The organism is Streptomyces sp. NPDC048523 (genome assembly GCF_043199815.1).
Taxonomy (GTDB): domain Bacteria; phylum Actinomycetota; class Actinomycetes; order Streptomycetales; family Streptomycetaceae; genus Streptomyces.
This window is the reverse complement of the sequence record NZ_JBICWQ010000004.1, coordinates 1,023,961-1,041,940: the sequence shown is the minus strand read 5'-3', so window position 1 is coordinate 1,041,940 and position 17,980 is coordinate 1,023,961. Positions and strand designations below refer to the sequence as shown.

The window sequence follows — 17,980 nt, the reverse complement described above, 5'->3', positions numbered from 1 at the left end:
TCCTCAAGACGCACCGGGCCCTCGGGGAACCTGAGGTCGTGGGCGAGCAGGAAGTCGCGGCGGAACATCTTGTGCGGGGTCAGGCTCTCCATGAGGGGCGCGTCCTCGACCGTGCAGCGCTCCACGGTGCGTTTGAAGACGTTGCTCGGGCCCGCCATGGTGCCCACGACCTTGCCCAGGACGATGTCCGAGCCGTTGCGGGAACCCAGCCGGTGCAGGTGCTCCAGGGCCCCCGGGGTCAACTCGTCGTCCTGGTCGACGAACTGGACGTACTCACCGCGGGCTTCCTGGATACCGACGTTGCGGGGCTTGCCCGGCCAGCCGGAGTTCTCCTGATGGATCACGCGCACATGCGCGTGCTTGCCGGCCAACTCGTCGAGCCGCTGCGCGGAGTCGTCGGTCGAACCGTCATCGACGTAGATGATCTCGTACGCGTCCTCCCCCAGAGTCTGTTGTAAAAGTGACGGCGCACACAAGTCGATGTAGCGACCGGCGTTGTAGACCGGCACCACGATGCTCACCTTGAGCATGAACGCTCCCCCTAAACGGAGACGACGTGTCTCCTGTTGTTCTTTGGACGTTCAGGCTCTGGCAAAGGTTGTCTTATTCGAAGCAATCAAACGACCGCCTCCGGCAATCGCTTTCCCCTGCGTTGCGCTGCCGGTCTGTGGCTGAGCAGTGCCACCGCCCAGGACACCGACTCGGTGCACCCGCGGTCACACCGAGCCCGGGACCAGGACCCTGGTGGCGAAGTTCGCCAACTGTGCCCGCATCCTTTCCCGCGGCACGCGCTCCGCTCCCGCCAGATGCTCGACGAGATCCGCTCGCGTGGCGGCGAGCAGGGCGTGGGCCACGAAGCCGCTGTCGGTCAGGCCGGGGATCTGCTCCAGTACGGCCTGGAGCAGGCCGTGCCACCGCTCGTAGTGCTCCGGCTGGTAGGGGCTGCTGCTCACTCCTCCTCCTTCCAGAGCCAGCGCGAGTCGGCGGTTGTCGAGCTTGAAACACAGGAGGGCGTCGAGCAGCGCGAGCACGCGTTCCTGCGGAGGAGTCGCCGGCCCCAGCGGCGGTGGACCGGTCTCCACGGCCTCCCTGACCGGTTCGAGCCGTGCCTCGTACAACGCGCGGAGCAGTCCGGCGCGGTCGCCGAAGGCACGGAAGAGCGTCCCCTTGCCGACACCGGCCGCCGCTGCGACGTCGGCCATGGTGACGTCCTCGGGACTTTCACGGCTGGCGAAAAGGGCGTCGGCGGCTTTGAGCACGGCTTCCCGGTTACGGACGGCGTCCTTGCGGGACTTGCGCTCGGGCATGGTGCTCCCTCGTTTGCAAAGCGGACCCGTGGTCCGTATCGTCGAAGCGGACCCGAGGTCCGGATCATCTGAACTGGAGGATACCCATGTCCGCACCGACTTCGCCGGTGGATCTGTACCGCCACAGCCTGCGACTGCTGCTCGACAAGGACATTCCCGCGTGGGTCGACCTGTGGGCCGAGGACGGCCTCATGGAGTTTCCCTTCGCTCCCCCGGGCCGGCCCCAGCGCCTGGAGGGCAAGGAGGCCGTCGCCGACTACATGCGGCACTACCCCGACCACATCGATCTGCACGACTTCCCCGACCTGCGGATCCACCGGACGACCGATCCGCAGACCATCGTGGTGGAGATGCGCGGCGTCGGCCGGCTGGTGGAGACCGACACTCCCTTCGACATGACCTACATCGCCGTCGTGACCGTTCGGGACGGGCGCATCACCTCGTACCGTGACTACTGGAATCCCCTGGCCGTCCAGGCACCCGGCACCGACTTCGCGGGGAGCAGCCGATGACGAGCTCAGGGACCACTTTGGTCATCGGGGCCACCGGAACCACCGGCGCCCGCACCGCCGCGCAGCTGACGGCCGCCGGCCACCGCGTCAAAGCCGCCAGCCGTCGGGGCACCCCGGTGGCCGGCGCCGAGCCGGTCCCCTTCGACTGGCACGACCCCGCCACCCACGCTGCCGCGCTCGCCGGTGCCGACCGCGTCTACCTCATCCCGCCCGTGGGCGACTCCGATCCCGCGGCGGTCATGCTGCCGTTCCTCCAGCGGGCCCGCTCCGCCGGCGTGCGCCGTGCGGTGCTGTTGAGTTCCTCGGCCATTTCCGAAGGCGGCCCCGCGGTGGGAAGGGTGCACCAGGCTCTGCCCGGTCTGTTCCAGGAGTGGGCCGTACTGCGGCCCTCGTGGTTCATGCAGAACTTCACCGGCACGCACGCCCACGGCCGCAGCATCCGTGACGCCGGCAGCATCTGGACCGCCACCGGGAGCGGCCGGGTCGCCTTCGTCGACGCCGAGGACATCGCGGCCGTCGCCGTCCGTGCTCTGACCGACGAGCAGGCCCCCCATACCGATCTCGTCCTCACCGGACCCGAGGCCCTCAGCCACGACGACATCGCCACGATCATCACTGAGGTCACCGGTCGGCCCGTGACCCACCGGCGCCTGTCCTACGAGCAGATGCGCGATCGCCTCACGGCTGAGGTCCCGGCGGAGTTCGCCGCCCTGCTGGCCGGCCTGGACCGTGCCATCGCCGCGGGGGCGGAGGACCGCGTCACCGACACGGTCCAGCGTCTCACCGGCCGGGCTCCGCGCAGCTTCCGTGCCCTGGTCGAGGCGGAGATGCGAGGCGGCAGCTGATGTCCCAGGACGATCGGCGGTTCTGACGCGAATCTCTCTGCCGCCGGCTTGGGTCAAGGAGCGCCGGTTTCACCAGGCCGTGGGTCACGACGTGGCCCGAGAGGTGCGGAACGCGTGGTGTCGGGCCCCGGCGACGACGAGCAGACTGACTGCCCCCAGGGCGGCGGCCGACACGGCGACCACGGTGGCGCCCGATCGTTGCAGCAGCAGACCACCGATGATGCCGCCAACGGCCATCGCGGCGTTCCACAGGGTGACGAGGACGGCTTGCGCGGTGTCGGCGGCAGCGCTGCTTCGCCGCAATCCGGCTTGTCCGGCCGCGGTTTGCAGCAAGGTCGGGGCACCGCCCCACCCCAGGCCCCACAGCACAGCGGCCCCCCAGACGATCGCGTGTGTCGTGGTGACGGCGAGAGCCGCGGTGGCGAGAGTGAACAGCACCGCGCCGGTGACCATCAGCGCCCGTAGCCGGTGGTCCACATGGCGTCCGACGTACCAAATGCTCACCAGGCACGCGACACCGAAAACAAGCAGAACCGCGTCGGTCGCCGACCCGAGCCCGGCGTGCTGCAGATAGGGAGCGATGTAGGCGTAGATGATCGTGTGCCCGAGGACGAACGTGCTGACCGTGACCATGATGGCCGCGACACCGGGCACCTGGAGGGTCTGCCGCAGGGGCGACTTCGCCGGCTGTGGCGCGGCGTCCGGACGGTTCCCGTCAGCCTGTTCGACGGCGGGTTGCCCCACACCGGGGACGGACACGCCGATCCAGCCGATGACGGCAAGAATGACCAGGGAGACAGCGCCGAACGCCGCCCGCCAGCCGACCTGTTCACCGATCAGCGTGCCGGCCGGAACCCCCAGGGACAGCGCCACGGGGATCCCGGTCATCGCCACGGCGATGGCGCGGCCTTCCATGCCTGCAGGTGCGATACGTCGGGCGTAGCCGGCAAGGATCGCCCACGCCAGGCCTGCGGCCACACCGGCGAGGAACCGGCCCGCGAGCAGGACGATGTACCCCGGTGCGGCCGCGGTCAGCGTGTTGGCCACCAGGAAGACGGCCATGGCGCCGAGCAGCAGTGGTTTCCGCGGAACAGCTGCCGTCGCCGTGGCGAGCGGGATCGCGGTCAACGCCGTACCGGCCGCATAGACGGTGACGGCCTGGCCGGTGGCACCCGAACTGGTGCCCAGTGAGGCCGACATGTCGGGCAGCACACCGGCGGGCAGAGTTTCGGTCAAGCTCGTGATGAAGACGGCGGTCCCCAGCGCCAACAGCGCCGACCATGGCAGGCCGGCCTGTCGCGTCCGGGACCGTGCGTCGCAAGACGTGGCGGTCATGGACCGCATCCTGAAACCCTCACATAGATGTGATGGTCAAGTCGGCCTGTGCCGAGTAGCTTCGGCGGTGTGAGGATCGGTGAACTGTCACGACGGACGGGTGCGTCCCGCCGGCTGCTTCGCTACTACGAGGAGCAGGGACTGATCGTCCCGGACCGGGGCGCGAACGGGTACCGGGAGTACGACGACCGCTATGTGGACCGGGTCAACCAGATCCGCGGTCTGCTGGACGCGGGGCTCCCCACGCGCATCATCAAGCAGATCCTTCCGTGCCTGGACAAACCTCGATCCATCCACTTTCCCGACGCGACACCGGAGATGCTGGCCATGCTGGCCGGCGAGCGGGACCGGCTCACCGAGCGGATCGACGTCCTCACCCGCAATCGTGACGCGATGAGCGAGTACCTGACCGAAGTCGGAAAATGCCGAGCTCCGGAGCCCGGCAGCCCTCATGGAACACCGAACTCCCCGTCGGCGGTGTCGGCGACGTCATGAACCGCCGCACCTGATCCGCGGAACGTTCCTTCACGCTTGGATACGTCAGTGGCAGTTTCCGGTCAAGGCCTGCCCAAACCCCCGGATGGTTCCCCTCTCTCGTGGTCGGGTCTCCAGCGACGGCTGTATCACCGCCCGCTTGGGAGGACCTGGTGTCAGCACCAACCCGTAGAAGACGATGGCTCACGACCTGCGCCATCACCGCAACCGCCGGACTCGTCGCGATACCCGCGAGCGCCGCGCCCGGCACACATGGCAGCAGCCCCTTCGGAGCCCGGACACTCGCCCAACTCGCCGCTGAGCGCGCGCAGTCGGTGGGCGCCATGAGCCCCAAGGTCAAGGAGGACGACGGCGACGACGGCAACGAGGCCGACGAGATAGCCGAGGGCGCGGACCAGTACGCCGAGGCCCGCACCTCGCCGGGCATCGTCGCCCCGGGTGCGTACGGGGCCGCATGGAGCAGCCTCACCAAACTTCCCAGTACCGGCGGCAGTTGGCGCAATGTCACCGATCTGCCGTACAACTCCGACGACTCGCGCTACCGCGACATCGACTCCAACTCCAGCGGTGGTTCGGGCTATGTCACCGGCCGGATGGCCGCGATGGCCGCCGATGACGACGGGTACGTGTACGCGGGCAGCGCGGGCGGTGGCGTGTGGCGCTCGCGTGGCGGCGGCGGGCACTGGAAGCCGATCAGCGACCGGCTTCCCGCACAGTCCACGGGCGCGCTCGCGCTCGACGGCGGCGGACGGCTGTGGCTTGGCACCGGCGAGGCGACCACCAACGCGGACGCCTACCTCGGCAGCGGCGTCTACGTCCTGTCCGACCCGCACCACGGCACGTTCTCCACACGCAGCCGGGTCGGCGGTGACGAACTGGAGTCCACCACCGTTCACCAACTGCGTTTCGGCGGGGGCAAGGTGTGGGCGGCGACCAACGAGGGCGTGTGGAGCCACTCCACGAAGAAGCTCGGCGGTGCCTGGAAGCTGGAGTACGCGCCCAACCCCGACTACCTGCCCGGCGGTTCGAAGGCCGACGATCCCAGCGCCCCGTACAAGAACATCACCAACGACATCGCGATCGACCCGAAGCACCCTTCCAAGGTGGTGCTCGCGGTCGGCTGGCGCAGCGGTGACGACTACAACGGCTTCTACACCAGGGCGAACGGCACCTGGACCAGGATCAGCAGCGGCTTCGGCGACCTGCCGACCGACGCGGACGACGTCGGCAACGTCACCTTCGCCCGCTCCGCCGACGGCTCCCGGTACTACGCCATCGACCAGTCGCCGGAGCAGCTGAGCACCAATCCGGACAGCGGTCTCGAGGGCATCTACGTCTCCAAGTCGGGCTCTCCGAGCGGCCCCTGGACGAAGATCGCCGACTACCAGGGTCTGGCCGCTGCGGGCTCGGCACTGACCTCCCCGGGCTACATGCCGGGCGTGCAGGCCTGGTACAACCAGTTCCTCACCGTCGACCCGGCCGACCCCGAGCACGTGTACGCGGGTCTGGAGGAGGTCTACGAGACCAAGGACGGCGGCAGCAGCTGGTCGACCGTCGGGCCGTACTGGAACTTCGGTTTCTCCTGCTGGAGCATCGATCCGGCCAAGCAGACCGGTGACTGCAACCCGACCACCCACTCCGACCAGCACGGTGTCGCGATCGGCCGCTACCACGGCAAGAGCTTCGTGTACGTCGGCAACGACGGCGGCGTCTACAAGCGTCCCGTCAACGGCTCCCAGGACTCCTCCGGGCACGCCACCGACTGGACCTCGCTCAACGACGGCACCATCGACACCCTCCAGTACTACTCGGTCGGTGTCGGCAAGGACCTGGACCACGGCGGCGTCTCCGTCACCGGCGGTCTGCAGGACAACGGCCAGTCCGTCCTGCGCAGCAACGACAAGGTGATGGGCTCCAACTTCGGCGGCGACGGCGGCGACACGCTCACCGACCCCGCCAACGGCTGCAACATCGCCGAGGAGTACGTCTACCTCGCCGTTCAGGTGACGCAGAACTGCGCCGTGAACGACGGCAGTTGGATCACCGACCCGAGCAAGGCCACGTCGTACGGCGTCGCTCCGGCCGACAACGCCACCGGCGAGGCACGCTTCATCGCCCCGCTCGCGGCCGACGCGAAGAACAGCTCGACGTGGATCGCCGGCGGCCGCCATGTCTGGGTGCAGACCCACGGCTACGCCATCCGCAGCGGCGACGAGTGGAAGAGCGTCTACGACCTCGGCGAAGGCCACACCGCGACCGCCGTCGCCGCCTCGGGCGGCAAGGTGTACGCGGCCTGGTGCGGCCCCTGCAACAACCAGGGCTTCGCCCGCGGCATCGCCGTCGGGAACGCCGACGGCACCGGCTGGCACGACATCGCCCTGCCGGCCACCGGCGCGGACGGCACCGTACCCAACCGCTACCTCAGCGGCTTCGCCGTCGACCCGAAGAACGCCGACCACGTCTACCTCACGGTCAACGGGTTCTCCCGGCAGTGGACCGAGGGGCCGGGTGCCGGCGTCGGCCACGTCTTCGAGTCCAAGGACGGCGGCACCACCTGGAAGGACATCTCGAAGAACTTCCCCGACGTGCCGGCCGACTCCGCGGTCGTCACCCCGAACGGCGGCCTCGCCGTCGGCACCGACCTCGGCGTCGTCTATCGCGCGCCCGGCCGCTCGAGCTGGCAGCGCGTCGGCTCGCTCCCAGCCGTCGCCGTGCTCCAGGTCAAGCTGAGCCCCGACGGGCGCACGCTGTACGCGGCCACGCACGGCCGCGGCATCTACACGATCAACGTGCGGGACTGCGACTGAGGCCCGGATCGGCGTCTAGGTGAAGGGGTGATCCCGGTTTCCGGGGTCACCCCGCCGTCGTGTGCGGCACCACGTTCACCTGCAGAGTGAAGGCCGCACTGCCCGTGCCCGCCAGATCCGGTTCCTTCGCCAGGGCGGTGATGTCGGCGGCGCCACCCCGGGTGCCCGCACACCGCAGGGAGGCCCTCGCGGTGCCGTCCGCGTCCAGCTGCCAGCCGGACGGCAGGACGAAGACCCGCGCGGAGCTGCGTACCGCGGTCCACCGCTTGCCGTCCGTGCGCGGTCGCAGGACGAGCGACACGGTGGTCCCGGGCCGAACACACACCTGCTGCCGGGGCGGATCGTCAGGGGACACGGTGACGTCCACGTGCCCGGTGGCACAGGCCTTCGGCGAGGAGGGTGCGGAGGCCGGCGCGGACGGACTCCGTCCGGTCGGACTCGCGGTCGGCGACACAGAGGGGCTCGCGGCGGGGGTCGTGCGCGGCGCCCCGGACTCGGACGTCGGCGCCCCCGTCGACGGCGTCGCGGAGCCGCTCCCGGACGACCCGCCGGACGAGCCGCCGCACGCCATCAGGACGACCATCCCCGCGATCACCCACCCGACGGCCCATCCTCGTCGCATCTGCGCACCTCCCGGCCCGGGTCCACCGGGTTCCAGCATGCCTCACCGCGGTGGGTTCACCACTGCTCCTCAGCTCTGCTGCCCGGCCGCCTCCAGTACGGCCTTCAGCTGCCGCAGTGGATCCGGGCCGGTGATCCGCAGTACGACCGTGTCGGCACCGGCCGTCGCCAGCTCGCGGATGTGCTCGGCGGCCTGCGGGGCGGGGCCCGAGACGGTGAACACCTCGTGCGGCGGGCGGCCGAGCCAGGCGCCGTGGCCCTCGATGTGCGGGTGCAGGGTCCGGGCCACCTCGTCGGGGTCGTCGCCGACGCAGGCGAAGGCGAAGACCGTCAGGGTGTGGTCGGACGCGGCACCGCCCGTGGCGGTCGACGCGCGGGCGTTCTCCAGGTCCTGCGGGCCGTGCCCCTCCGCGATGACGGTACCGTCCGCGACCCGTCCGGACAGTTCCAGGGAACGAGAGCGCACCACACCCGCGACCACGGGCGGGACCTCGGTTGGAGGGTGCGTCAACTGAACGCCGTCCAGGTGGACTTCACGGCCTGCCAGCTCCACCCGCTCGCCGCGCAGCAGCGCGCGTACCGAGGTGATCGTCTCCTCCAGCAGGGCCAGCGGCGAGCGTGCCGCGGCGCCCACCTGGGCCATCCACTCCTGCACCCCGTGCCCGATCCCGGCCACCAGCCGTCCGGGGAACACCCTTGCCAGCGTGGCCAGTTCCATCGCCAGGAGCGCCGGGCTGCGCAACGGGGCGGGGGCGATGCCGATGCCGACCCTGATGCGTTCCGTGGCTCCCAGGGCCACGGCCGCCGCCGACACCCCGCCGTTCCACCCGAGGTCCTCGACCACCCACACGTCGTCCACGCCAAGAGCCTCGGCCTGCCGAGCGAATTCGGGCAGCCCCTCGGGGGCCCAGTCGCGGTCGTACATCACACCGATCCGTACGTTCGTCATACGCCGGAACCTATGTGGCGCTGACACATCGATCAACGGTGTATCGGGCCGGGGCCTTCGAACCCGCTTCCGGGCACCTCAGCCGACGGCAGGGCGTGAGGTGCCCGGAAGCGGTCGCAGAGACATCGAGCGCCCCGCCCGGATTCCGCTACCGCTCCGGCTCAGCCGCCGCTCTTGCGCCGGAACGACCGCTGGCTCGACGCCGGGCCGTGTGCCCCGCGGATCTTCGACGCGTTGGGGTTGGTGGCGGCGTCGGCGGCCTCCGCCTGCGCACCGCGCTTGCGCGCCAACGCCTCGCGGAACTTTCGCTTGAGGTCGTAGTTGCCGTCGCTGTCGGGCGTGAGCGCTGACGTCTCGGGCTCAGCCGGCTCCGAACCTTCTGGTGATGCAGCTTCTTCGGTCATCGTGACCTCCTGGGTTCGGGCAGTGGGAAGCACAGCTTGTCATGCCGGGCGCACCACATGACGCCGGTATCCGTCCGCCCGGCCGCCGGGAGCCCCCGCGTCAGGAGTTCTCAGGGACCGTAAGCACGATCTTGCCCTGAATGTGTCCACGGGCGGCGCGTTCGTGCGCCGCCCGGGCGTCCGCGAGCGTGAACGTACTGTCGATCGCGACGCGGACCGTGCCCGCGTCGACCAGGCGCCCCAGTTCGGCGAGCTGCGGCCCGTTCGAGCGGACCTGAGTGGCCGTGACGGTGACGCCCAGCTTCTTGTTCTCGTCTTCGTCGAACTCTCCGAAGTACACCGGGTAGAGGGCCCCGCCGCGCCTGAGGGTGTGCAGGAAGCGCCTGCTGCCGGGGCCCCCGACGGCGTCCAGGACGAGATCGACGTCACGGGCGACTTCTTCCGGCCGCTCCTTGGTGTAGTCGATGAACTGGTCGGCGCCGAGTTCGCGCAGGAACGTCTCGTGGGCGCCGGACGCCACGGCGATGACGCGGGCCCCCTTCCACTTGGCCAGCTGGAGAGCGAGATGCCCCACGCCACCGGCAGCGCCGTTGACGAGCACCGTGGTCTCGCTGTCGAGCCGCATCGGGCGGTGCCGGGCCGCTTGGAACGGCGAGGGGTGGTCGTGCCCGAGCTCGATCAGGAACTGCCACGCCGTCAGCCCCGACATGGGCAGACCGGCGGCGTGGACGTGGTCGACGGAAGCCGGCTTGCGCGCGAGGTCGGACGCCGGGGCGGTGACGTACTCGGCGTAGGCGCCGCCCTGGAGTGCGGCGGGGAAGCGCAGGAGACCGATCACCTCTTCTCCTGCCGTGAAGCCGTTGACGTCGGGGGCGACGGCTTCCACGACGCCCGAGACGTCGGTCCCCGGAATCAGGGGGAGATCGAACGGGGGCTTGAGCTCGGGAGGTACGTCGGGCATGCCTCCGCGCGCGTACCAGTCGGGAGGGTTGACGCCTATCGCGTGGACGCGCACGAGCACCTCACCGGGGCCCGGTTCGGGGACCGGCACCTCCTCGTGGCGCAGCACCTCGGGGCCACCGAATTCGTGCAGACGGATCGCCCTCATCGTGGGGGTCGGCATCATTTTCTCCTGTGTCCGTGCGGCGGGATACGCTTGTCCGGATCAGCGATCCGTTTATCCGGACCACTGATCCGAATATATGGATCACTGATCCGGATAGTCAAGAGGGGCAGATGCGAGCCGACGCCAGGAAGAATCACGATCACCTGCTCGCCGTTGCGGGCGCCGTCATCACCGAGCAGGGCGTCGACGCGTCGCTGCGGGACATCGCCCGCAGGGCGGGCGTGGGACTCGCCACGCTGATCCGTCACTTCCCCACCCGCGAGGCACTGCTCGAAGCGCTGCTGCGCACGAACTTCGACGAACTGGCGGTGAAGGCGGGCGTCCTCGAGACGTCGAAGGAGCCCGACGACGCGCTGATGTCGTGGCTGCGGGACTTCGTCGCGTGCGCGCACAACTACCGCGGCGTCGTGGAGCTGATGGTGACGGCCATCGAGGACCCGGAGTCCGCGCTGCACGCCTCGTGCGTCGCGATGCGCGCCGCCGGCACGCACCTCCTCACCCGCGCCCAGGCGCAGGGGCTGGCACGAGGCGACATCGACGGCACCGACCTGTTCGCGCTGGCCGGGTCACTGGCCTGGCTCAGCGATCAGCCCTCGCTCGCCGCCCGCGCAGATCACCTCTTCGAGGTGGTCACGAGCGCCCTCCTGACGAACCCGGCGAGCAACGCACGATACGTTGCCCACCATGACTGAACTCGCCCCTGTTTCCTGGCCAGTTGCCCCGATCAGAGCGGAGCGGCTCGTGCTGCGCGCGTCCGAGGCCAGGGACCGTCCGGCGTTCATCGAGCTGCTCTCCTCAGCGGAGGTGCACACCTACCTCGGCGGCCCTCAACCACGCGATGAGCTCGAGCGCTCGGTGCCCGACACTCCGGGGCAGCGCCCCGGCCATTTCGTGATCGAGCTCGACGGAGCGATGATCGGAACCGTCGAGGTCAGCCGGCGCGACGCGGAGCGCCGGGGGCAGGTCCGGCCGGACACCGGGGAGGCCGAGATCGGCTATCTGTTCCTTCCTCGGGCATGGGGGCACGGGTACGCGGCCGAGGCATGCGCAGCGGCACTCGACTGGTTCGCGGACGCCCTTCCCGGGGTGCCGGTCGTCCTCTACACCCAGACCGCCAACGCCCGCTCGATGCGGCTGGCGGCAAAGCTGGGCTTCGTCGAGGTGCGACGGTTCGTGAAGTGGGACGCCGAACAGTGGATGGGCATGTGGGCTCCGGTGACGCCGCCGGCGTAGGGAGTGCCACTCCTTCCCCGCCGTAGCAGCACCGGTCAGCGCTCCCGGCTCACCGCGGCGTCGAGGAGGGGGCCGAGTTCACGCGCCACGGTTGTCAGCGGACGTATGTCCCGCTCCGCGCTGGCCATGAGAATCGCTCCTTCCAGGGCACTGACCATGAGGGTGGCCAGCGCTCCCGTGCGTTCCTCCGGTACGCCCATGTCGGCCAGCGCCCGGGCCACCGGACCGGTCCAGGTCGCGAACGCCTCCGCCACCGCCGCCCGGGTGGACGCGGTGGACTCCGCCCAGTCCACCGTGGCGGCGGCGACCGGGCAGCCGCCCGCGAACCCGGCGCTCTCGTACTCGTCGGTCCACTGGCGCACCATCGCGGCGAACAGCCCGCTCGGTGTCGGCTCGGGCAGAGCGGCGAGGAAACGGGCGACCCGGTTGCCCGCGTATCGGCCGGCCCACTCCACCGCCTCGTTGACCAGTTGCTCCTTGCCGCCGGGGAAGTAGTGCTGGAGCGAACCGCGCGGCGCACCGGCGTGGGCGGCGACCTCGCGCATGCCGGTGGCGGCCACCCCGTCGCGCCGGATGAGCTGGGCCGCACTGAAGACCATTCGCTCCCGAGCTCCCCTCTCGGACACCGCCATCGCCGACCTCCACGTCCGGGTTCTGTTCGGGGTTCACTCTATGACCGCCGTCATAGCTCCGCTTACTATGACCGCTGTCATAGCGTGCGGCAACGGCTCGGCTTCGGCGTGAGCCGGAAAAGGCGGTGCCTCGTGTACGTGGGATTCATCGGCCTCGGAACCATGGGGCAGCCCATGGCCCTCAACCTCGCGCGGGCCGGGACGCCACTCGTGGTGTGGAACCGCACTCCCGGCCGGAGCGAGGCCCTGCGCTCCGCCGGAGCGGAGCTCGCCGGGAGCCCGGCCGAGGTCTTCGCCCAGGCCGGGACCGTGATCCTCATGCTGGCCGACGAGGCCGCCGTGGACGCCGTACTGGGGCGCGGTACCCCGGCCTTCGCCCCTCGCGTGGCCGGACGGACCGTCGTCCACATGGGCACGACCTCGGCCGAGTACTCGGCCGGTCTGCAGGATGCCGTCCTGGCGGCAGGCGGAAGGTATGTGGAGGCTCCGGTCTCCGGCTCCCGCATCCCCGCCGAGCAGGGTGAGCTGGTGGGGATGACGGCGGGTGACGCAGACGCCGTCGCCGCCGTACGCCCGCTGCTGGCCGCCATGTGCCGGGAGACGTTCGACTGCGGTGCGGTCCCTGGCGCGCTGCTGATGAAGTTCTCGGTGAACCTGTTCCTGATCACCCTCGTCAGCGGGCTGGCCGAGGCGTTCCACTTCGCCGACCGGCAGGGACTCGACCAGCGCCTGCTCCGGGACGTCCTGGACGCGGGACCGATGGCCAGTGCCGTCTCACGCGTGAAGGGGACCAAGTTGCTGGCCCGGGACTTCACCGTGCAGGCCGCCGCCACCAACGTCCTGGAGAACAACCGGCTGATCGCCGAGGCCGCCCGCAAGGCCGGTCTGGCCTCCCCGCTCCTCGACGCGTGCCACGCCCTGTACGGCGAGGCCGTCGCACAGGGCCACGGCGACGAGGACATGGTGGCCGTCCTGCACGCCCTGGAGACCCGCACCGACGGCACACCCGCACCCGTGCGAGGGCTGGAGGACCCCGCGGGGCGGCCATGACCCGGTCGAGCAGGTTCTGTCCGGAGCGCGGTGGCGCCGTCGGGGGCCGTGTCGACTCGGTACCGGCATGCCTGAAGAGTGATGAGGAGGGCCCTTACGAGATGCGGGTCGTCCTCCGTCACCAGCACCTGTGTCAGGGACTGCTCCCTTCTGTCCCACGTGAAGGTGAGCCTCGTGACACGGTCAGGTCTTCCCCACCAGTTCCCTGACGGCGATGTTGAGTTCGAGGACGTTGACCCGGGGCTCTCCGATGAAGCCGAGCGTGCGGCCGTCGGTGTGGTCCTCGACCAGCTTCTCGACCTGTGCGAGGGACAGGCCGTTGCGCTCGGCGACCCGGTGGACCTGGAGCTGCGCGTAGGCCGGGGAGATGTCCGGGTCGAGGCCGGAGGCGGAGGAGGTGACCGCGTCGGCAGGCACCTGGGACGGCTTGACCTTGTAGTCGGCGGTGGAGTTGTCCTTGACGACTCCGGCCTTGGCCGCCTTCACCCACGTGACGAGTTCGGGGTTGTCGGCGGAGCGGTTGGTGGCGCCGGACAGGATCAACGCGTACTGCGTGTTGACCGAGTTCTTTCCCAGTCCGTTGGCCGGCCGGGGCTGGAAGTAATCCAGGCTGTAGCCCTGTTGACCGATGAGGGAGGAGCCGACGACCTTGCCGTCCGCCCTGGTCTCGGAGCCGTTGGCCGTGGTGGGAAAGAACGCCTGGGCCACACCTGTGACGGCCAGCGGATAGAGGATGCCTGTGAGCGCGGTCAACACCAGCAGTGCCCGCAGGCCCGCGCCGAGCAGACGGGCGGTGTTCACAAAGGAGTTGTTCATGTCCTTCACGCGATCCCGGGGATGAGCGAGACGAGCAGGTCGATGATCTTGATGCCGACGAAGGGCGCGATCAGCCCGCCGACGCCGTAGATCCCGAGGTTGCGCCGCAGCAGCCTGTCCGCGCTCACCGGCCGGTACCGCACGCCCTTCAGGGAGAGCGGCACCAGCGCGACGATGATCAGCGCGTTGAAGACGACGGCGGACAGGATCGCGGAGTCCGGCGAGGACAGTCCCATGATGTTGAGCCTGTCCAGGCCCGGGTAGACCGCCGCGAACAGCGCCGGGATGATCGCGAAGTACTTCGCGACGTCGTTGGCGATGGAGAACGTGGTCAACGCGCCCCGCGTGATGAGGAGTTGCTTGCCGATCTCGACGATCTCGATCAGCTTGGTCGGGTCGGAGTCGAGGTCGACCATGTTGCCGGCCTCCTTGGCGGCCGACGTACCGGTGTTCATCGCGACGCCGACGTCCGCCTGGGCCAGGGCCGGGGCGTCGTTGGTGCCGTCACCGGTCATCGCGACGAGCTTGCCGCCCGCCTGTTCCCGCTTGATGAGGGCCATCTTGTCCTCCGGAGTGGCCTCGGCGAGGAAGTCGTCGACGCCCGCCTCCTCGGCGATCGCCTTGGCCGTCAGCGGATTGTCACCGGTGATCATGACGGTCCTGATGCCCATGCGGCGCAGTTCCTCGAACCGCTCCCGCATGCCCTCCTTGACCACGTCCTTGAGGTGGACCACCCCGAGGACGCGGGCCCCCCGATCGTCCTCGACGGCCACCAGGAGCGGAGTGCCGCCGGCCTCGGAAATCCGGTCGGAGAGGGTCCCGGCGTCCTCGGCGACCGTGCCGCCCCGCTCCTCGACCCAGGCGATGACCGAACCGGCCGCGCCCTTGCGCACCCTCCTGCCGTCGATGTCCACGCCGGACATGCGGGTCTGCGCGGTGAAGGCGATCCACTCGGCGCCGGCGAGTTCGCCCCGGTGGCGCTCACGCCGCCCGTACCTCACTTTCGCCAGTTCGACGACGGAGCGGCCCTCCGGCGTCTCGTCGGCCAGCGACGACAGTTGGGCCGCGTCGGCGAGCTCGGCCTCGCTCGCGCCCCGCACCGGCAGGAACTGTGCCGCTTGCCGGTTGCCGAGGGTGATGGTGCCGGTCTTGTCGAGCAGCAGTGTGGAGACGTCACCGGCGGCCTCGACCGCCCGGCCGGACATCGCCAGGACGTTGCGCTGGACGAGCCGGTCCATGCCCGCGATGCCGATCGCGGACAGCAGCGCGCCGATCGTCGTGGGGATGAGGCAGACGAGCAGGGCGACCAGCACGACCATCGTGAGGTGGGTGCCCGCGTAGTCGGCGAGCGGCGGCAGCGTGGCCACGGCCAGCAGGAAGACGATCGTCAGCGAGGCCAGCAGGATGTTCAGGGCGATCTCGTTGGGCGTCTTCTGCCGGGCCGCGCCCTCGACCAGGTTGATCATCCGGTCGATGAAGGTCTCGCCCGGCTTCGTCGTGATCCTGATGACGATCCGGTCGGAGAGGACCTTGGTGCCGCCGGTGACCGCCGACCGGTCGCCGCCCGACTCCCGGATGACGGGTGCCGACTCTCCGGTGATCGCCGACTCGTCGACCGACGCGACTCCCTCGACGACGTCACCGTCGCCGGGAATGATGTCGCCGGCCTCGCAGACGACCAGGTCCCCGATCCTCAGACCGGTGCCGGGGACGTACTCCTCACGATCACCCGCCAGACGCCTGGCGACGGTGTCGGTCTTGGCCTTGCGCAGGGTGTCGGCCTGCGCCTTGCCCCGGCCCTCGGCGACCGCCTCCGCCAGGTTGGCGAACAGCACCGTCAGCCACAGCCAGGCGCTGATGGTCCAGCCGAACCAGTCGCCGGGGTCCTCGAAGGAGAAGACGGTCGTCAGGGCGGAGCCGATCCACACCACGAACATCACGGGCGACTTGACCATCACCCGCGGGTCGAGCTTGCGAACGGCGTCCGGCAGCGACTTCAGCAGCTGCCCGGGGTCGAAGAGGCCCGCGCCGACACGGCCCTCGGGAGAACGGTGCCCGGTGGGTACGTCGCTGTGCGGCGCCCGGGTGGGAGTGGCTGTGGACATCTCTTCGCTTTCGTTGCGAGCGGTCCCCGCGGGAGTGCTCATGACGCCAGCCCCTCGGCCAGCGGGCCCAGTGCGAGCGCCGGGAAGTACGTCAGACCGGTGATGATGAGGATCACGCCCACCAACAACCCGGTGAACAGCGGTTTTTCGGTGCGCAGGGTGCCCGCCGTCGCCGGCACCGGCTGCTGCTCCGCGAGTGAGCCGGCCAGCGCCAGCACGAACACCATGGGCAGGAAGCGGCCGAGGACCATGGCCAGGCCCAGGGTGGTGTTGAACCACTGCGTGTCCGCGTTCAGTCCGGCGAAGGCCGAGCCGTTGTTGTTGGCGGCGGACGTGTAGGCGTAGAGGATCTCGGAGAAGCCGTGCGCCCCGGTGTTGGCCATCGAGTTGCCCGGCGTGGGCAGCGCCATCGCGGCGGCGGTGAAGACGAGCACCAGCGCCGGGGTGACGAGGAGGTAGCAGGCGGCCGACTTGATCTCGCGGGTGCCGATCTTCTTGCCCAGGTACTCGGGCGTACGGCCGACCATCAGGCCGGCGATGAACACCGCGATGACGGCCATGACCAGCATGCCGTAGAGACCGGAGCCGGTACCGCCGGGCGCGATCTCGCCCAGCATCATGCCGAGCATGGTGATGCCGCCGCCGAGCCCCGTGAAGGACGAGTGGAACGAGTCCACGGCACCTGTCGACGTCAGGGTCGTGGACACCGCGAAGATCGAGGAGGAACCGACGCCGAACCTGACCTCCTTGCCCTCCATCGCCCCACCGGCGATCTGCAACGCCGGCCCGTGGTGGGCGAATTCGGTCCACATCATCAGGGCGACGAAGCCGGTCCAGATGACGGCCATGGTCGCGAGGATCGCGTAGCCCTGCTTGACCGAGCCGACCATCAGCCCGAAGGTGCGGGTCAGGGAGAACGGAATCACCAGCAGCAGGAAGATCTCGAAGAGGTTGGTGAAGGGCGTCGGATTCTCGAACGGATGCGCCGAGTTGGCGTTGAAGTAGCCGCCACCGTTGGTACCGAGTTCCTTGATGGCCTCCTGCGAGGCGACGGCGCCGCCGTTCCACTGCTGGGAGCCGCCCATGAACTGGCCCACCTCGTGGATCCCGGCGAAGTTCTGGATCACGCCGCAGGCGACCAGCACGATCGCCGCGAGGAACGCGCCCGGCAGCAGGACGCGGGTGACACCGCGCACCATGTCCGACCAGAAGTTGCCCAGCTCACCGGTGCGGACGGCGGTCCCCCCGTCCGGGCGAAGCCGTGAGCGGGAGGACGCGAACCCGCGCACCAGCGCCACGGCGACGGCCATGCCGACGGCCGCCGAGACGAAGTTCTGCACGGCCAGACCGGCGGTCTGCACGACATGGCCCATGGCCTGTTCGCCGTAGTACGACTGCCAGTCGGTGTTGGTCACGAAGGAGACCGCGGTGTTGAACGCCTGGTCCGGGTCGATCGCCTTGAAGCCGAGCGACAGCGGCAGCACGCCCTGGAGCCGTTGGAGGAGGTAGAGGAAGAGGACCGACACGGCCGAGAAGGCGAGGACACCGCGCAGGTAGGCGGGCCAGCGCATCTGCGTGTCGGGGTCGGCGCCGATGGACTTGTAGATCCACTTCTCGACGCGCCAGTGCCGGTCGGCGGAGTAGACCCGGGCCATGTAGGTGCCGAGGGGAATGTGGGCGAGCGCCAGCGCCCCTATGAGGGCCAGCAACTGGAGGACGCCGGCGAGTACGGGACCCATGTGG

General features: G+C 69.8%; 18 protein-coding genes and 1 pseudogene. 7 read left to right on the top strand and 12 right to left on the bottom strand.

Going from position 1 to position 17,980, the window contains the following annotated elements:
• The coding region (locus tag ACGFWE_RS25540; RefSeq protein WP_393601943.1) for a glycosyltransferase family 2 protein at nucleotides 1-530 on the bottom strand (530 nt) is incomplete at its 3' end.
• 186 nt (nucleotides 531-716) lie between these two features.
• Nucleotides 717-1,307 (bottom strand): TetR/AcrR family transcriptional regulator, encoded by a 591-nt coding sequence (locus ACGFWE_RS25535; protein ID WP_393601941.1) that lies wholly within the window; start codon nucleotides 1,305-1,307, stop codon nucleotides 717-719.
• A gap of 86 nt (nucleotides 1,308-1,393) precedes the next feature.
• Between ACGFWE_RS25535 and ACGFWE_RS25530 the strand changes: the two genes are divergently transcribed.
• Together ACGFWE_RS25530 and ACGFWE_RS25525 are read left to right on the top strand one after the other, a co-directional pair.
• The gene (locus ACGFWE_RS25530; RefSeq protein ID WP_352389687.1) at nucleotides 1,394-1,819 is read left to right on the top strand and encodes a nuclear transport factor 2 family protein; all 426 of its coding nucleotides are present in this window, start codon (nucleotides 1,394-1,396) and stop codon (nucleotides 1,817-1,819) included.
• Entirely contained in the window at nucleotides 1,816-2,664 is an 849-nt protein-coding gene (locus tag ACGFWE_RS25525; RefSeq protein ID WP_352389688.1) for an NmrA family NAD(P)-binding protein, read from the top strand. Before ACGFWE_RS25530 ends, ACGFWE_RS25525 begins: the two co-directional genes overlap by 4 nt.
• A gap of 84 nt (nucleotides 2,665-2,748) precedes the next feature.
• Here ACGFWE_RS25525 and ACGFWE_RS25520 read toward each other — a convergent pair whose 3' ends face one another.
• A complete protein-coding gene (locus tag ACGFWE_RS25520) occupies nucleotides 2,749-3,999 on the bottom strand; it encodes an MFS transporter (protein ID WP_393601938.1) in 1,251 nt (416 codons plus the stop codon).
• A gap of 69 nt (nucleotides 4,000-4,068) precedes the next feature.
• On the opposite strand from ACGFWE_RS25520, the gene ACGFWE_RS25515 reads away from it, so the two are divergent.
• Nucleotides 4,069-4,494 (top strand): MerR family transcriptional regulator, encoded by a 426-nt coding sequence (locus ACGFWE_RS25515; protein ID WP_352389690.1) that lies wholly within the window; start codon nucleotides 4,069-4,071, stop codon nucleotides 4,492-4,494.
• 152 nt (nucleotides 4,495-4,646) lie between these two features.
• Nucleotides 4,647-7,301 carry a glycosyl hydrolase gene (locus ACGFWE_RS25510; RefSeq protein ID WP_393601936.1) on the top strand — a complete coding sequence of 885 codons (2,655 nt, stop codon included), beginning with the start codon at nucleotides 4,647-4,649 and terminating at the stop codon, nucleotides 7,299-7,301.
• A gap of 46 nt (nucleotides 7,302-7,347) precedes the next feature.
• On the opposite strand, the gene ACGFWE_RS25505 is transcribed toward ACGFWE_RS25510, so the two are convergent.
• The 4 genes from ACGFWE_RS25505 to ACGFWE_RS25490 all read right to left on the bottom strand — a co-directional run bounded on the left by ACGFWE_RS25505 (nucleotide 7,348) and on the right by ACGFWE_RS25490 (nucleotide 10,398).
• Nucleotides 7,348-7,923, bottom strand: coding sequence for a hypothetical protein (locus ACGFWE_RS25505; protein ID WP_352389692.1), 576 nt, complete (start codon nucleotides 7,921-7,923; stop codon nucleotides 7,348-7,350).
• 69 nt (nucleotides 7,924-7,992) lie between these two features.
• Nucleotides 7,993-8,871, bottom strand: a complete 879-nt coding sequence (locus ACGFWE_RS25500) for an LLM class flavin-dependent oxidoreductase (RefSeq protein ID WP_393601934.1) — start codon at nucleotides 8,869-8,871, stop codon at nucleotides 7,993-7,995.
• A gap of 161 nt (nucleotides 8,872-9,032) precedes the next feature.
• On the bottom strand, nucleotides 9,033-9,275 hold the full coding sequence (locus ACGFWE_RS25495; protein WP_352389694.1) for a DUF5302 domain-containing protein: 243 nt from the start codon (nucleotides 9,273-9,275) through the stop codon (nucleotides 9,033-9,035).
• Between the two features lie 100 nt (nucleotides 9,276-9,375).
• Nucleotides 9,376-10,398: an NADP-dependent oxidoreductase gene (locus ACGFWE_RS25490; RefSeq protein WP_393601932.1), complete on the bottom strand. Its 1,023-nt coding sequence runs from the start codon at nucleotides 10,396-10,398 to the stop codon at nucleotides 9,376-9,378.
• Nucleotides 10,399-10,511: 113 nt separating this feature from the next.
• Between ACGFWE_RS25490 and ACGFWE_RS25485 the strand changes: the two genes are divergently transcribed.
• Both ACGFWE_RS25485 and ACGFWE_RS25480 read left to right on the top strand, forming a co-directional pair.
• A complete protein-coding gene (locus tag ACGFWE_RS25485) occupies nucleotides 10,512-11,093 on the top strand; it encodes a helix-turn-helix domain-containing protein (RefSeq protein ID WP_352389696.1) in 582 nt (193 codons plus the stop codon).
• Nucleotides 11,086-11,634: a GNAT family N-acetyltransferase gene (locus tag ACGFWE_RS25480; RefSeq protein ID WP_352389697.1), complete on the top strand. Its 549-nt coding sequence runs from the start codon at nucleotides 11,086-11,088 to the stop codon at nucleotides 11,632-11,634. The genes ACGFWE_RS25485 and ACGFWE_RS25480 overlap by 8 nt, the downstream gene beginning before the upstream one ends.
• A 35-nt stretch (nucleotides 11,635-11,669) precedes the next feature.
• On the opposite strand, the gene ACGFWE_RS25475 is transcribed toward ACGFWE_RS25480, so the two are convergent.
• Nucleotides 11,670-12,233 (bottom strand): TetR/AcrR family transcriptional regulator, encoded by a 564-nt coding sequence (locus ACGFWE_RS25475; protein WP_393601929.1) that lies wholly within the window; start codon nucleotides 12,231-12,233, stop codon nucleotides 11,670-11,672.
• 165 nt (nucleotides 12,234-12,398) lie between these two features.
• Here ACGFWE_RS25475 and ACGFWE_RS25470 point away from each other — a divergent pair, with 165 nt between their 5' ends.
• Nucleotides 12,399-13,316 carry an NAD(P)-dependent oxidoreductase gene (locus ACGFWE_RS25470; RefSeq protein WP_393601927.1) on the top strand — a complete coding sequence of 306 codons (918 nt, stop codon included), beginning with the start codon at nucleotides 12,399-12,401 and terminating at the stop codon, nucleotides 13,314-13,316.
• Between the two features lie 5 nt (nucleotides 13,317-13,321).
• On the opposite strand, the pseudogene ACGFWE_RS25465 reads toward ACGFWE_RS25470, so the two are convergent.
• The 4 genes and pseudogenes from ACGFWE_RS25465 to kdpA form a co-directional block, all read right to left on the bottom strand.
• Nucleotides 13,322-13,453, bottom strand: a pseudogene (locus tag ACGFWE_RS25465) (DNA-binding response regulator); the annotation flags it as partial.
• A gap of 46 nt (nucleotides 13,454-13,499) precedes the next feature.
• Nucleotides 13,500-14,132 carry a potassium-transporting ATPase subunit C gene (locus ACGFWE_RS25460; RefSeq protein ID WP_393601925.1) on the bottom strand — a complete coding sequence of 211 codons (633 nt, stop codon included), beginning with the start codon at nucleotides 14,130-14,132 and terminating at the stop codon, nucleotides 13,500-13,502.
• Nucleotides 14,133-14,137: 5 nt separating this feature from the next.
• Nucleotides 14,138-16,237, bottom strand: coding sequence for a potassium-transporting ATPase subunit KdpB (gene kdpB, locus ACGFWE_RS25455; RefSeq protein WP_393601923.1), 2,100 nt, complete (start codon nucleotides 16,235-16,237; stop codon nucleotides 14,138-14,140).
• A gap of 38 nt (nucleotides 16,238-16,275) precedes the next feature.
• Complete coding sequence (gene kdpA / locus ACGFWE_RS25450; protein WP_393601921.1) at nucleotides 16,276-17,976, bottom strand: potassium-transporting ATPase subunit KdpA; 1,701 nt, start codon at nucleotides 17,974-17,976, stop codon at nucleotides 16,276-16,278.
• Nucleotides 17,977-17,980 lie beyond the last annotated feature (4 nt).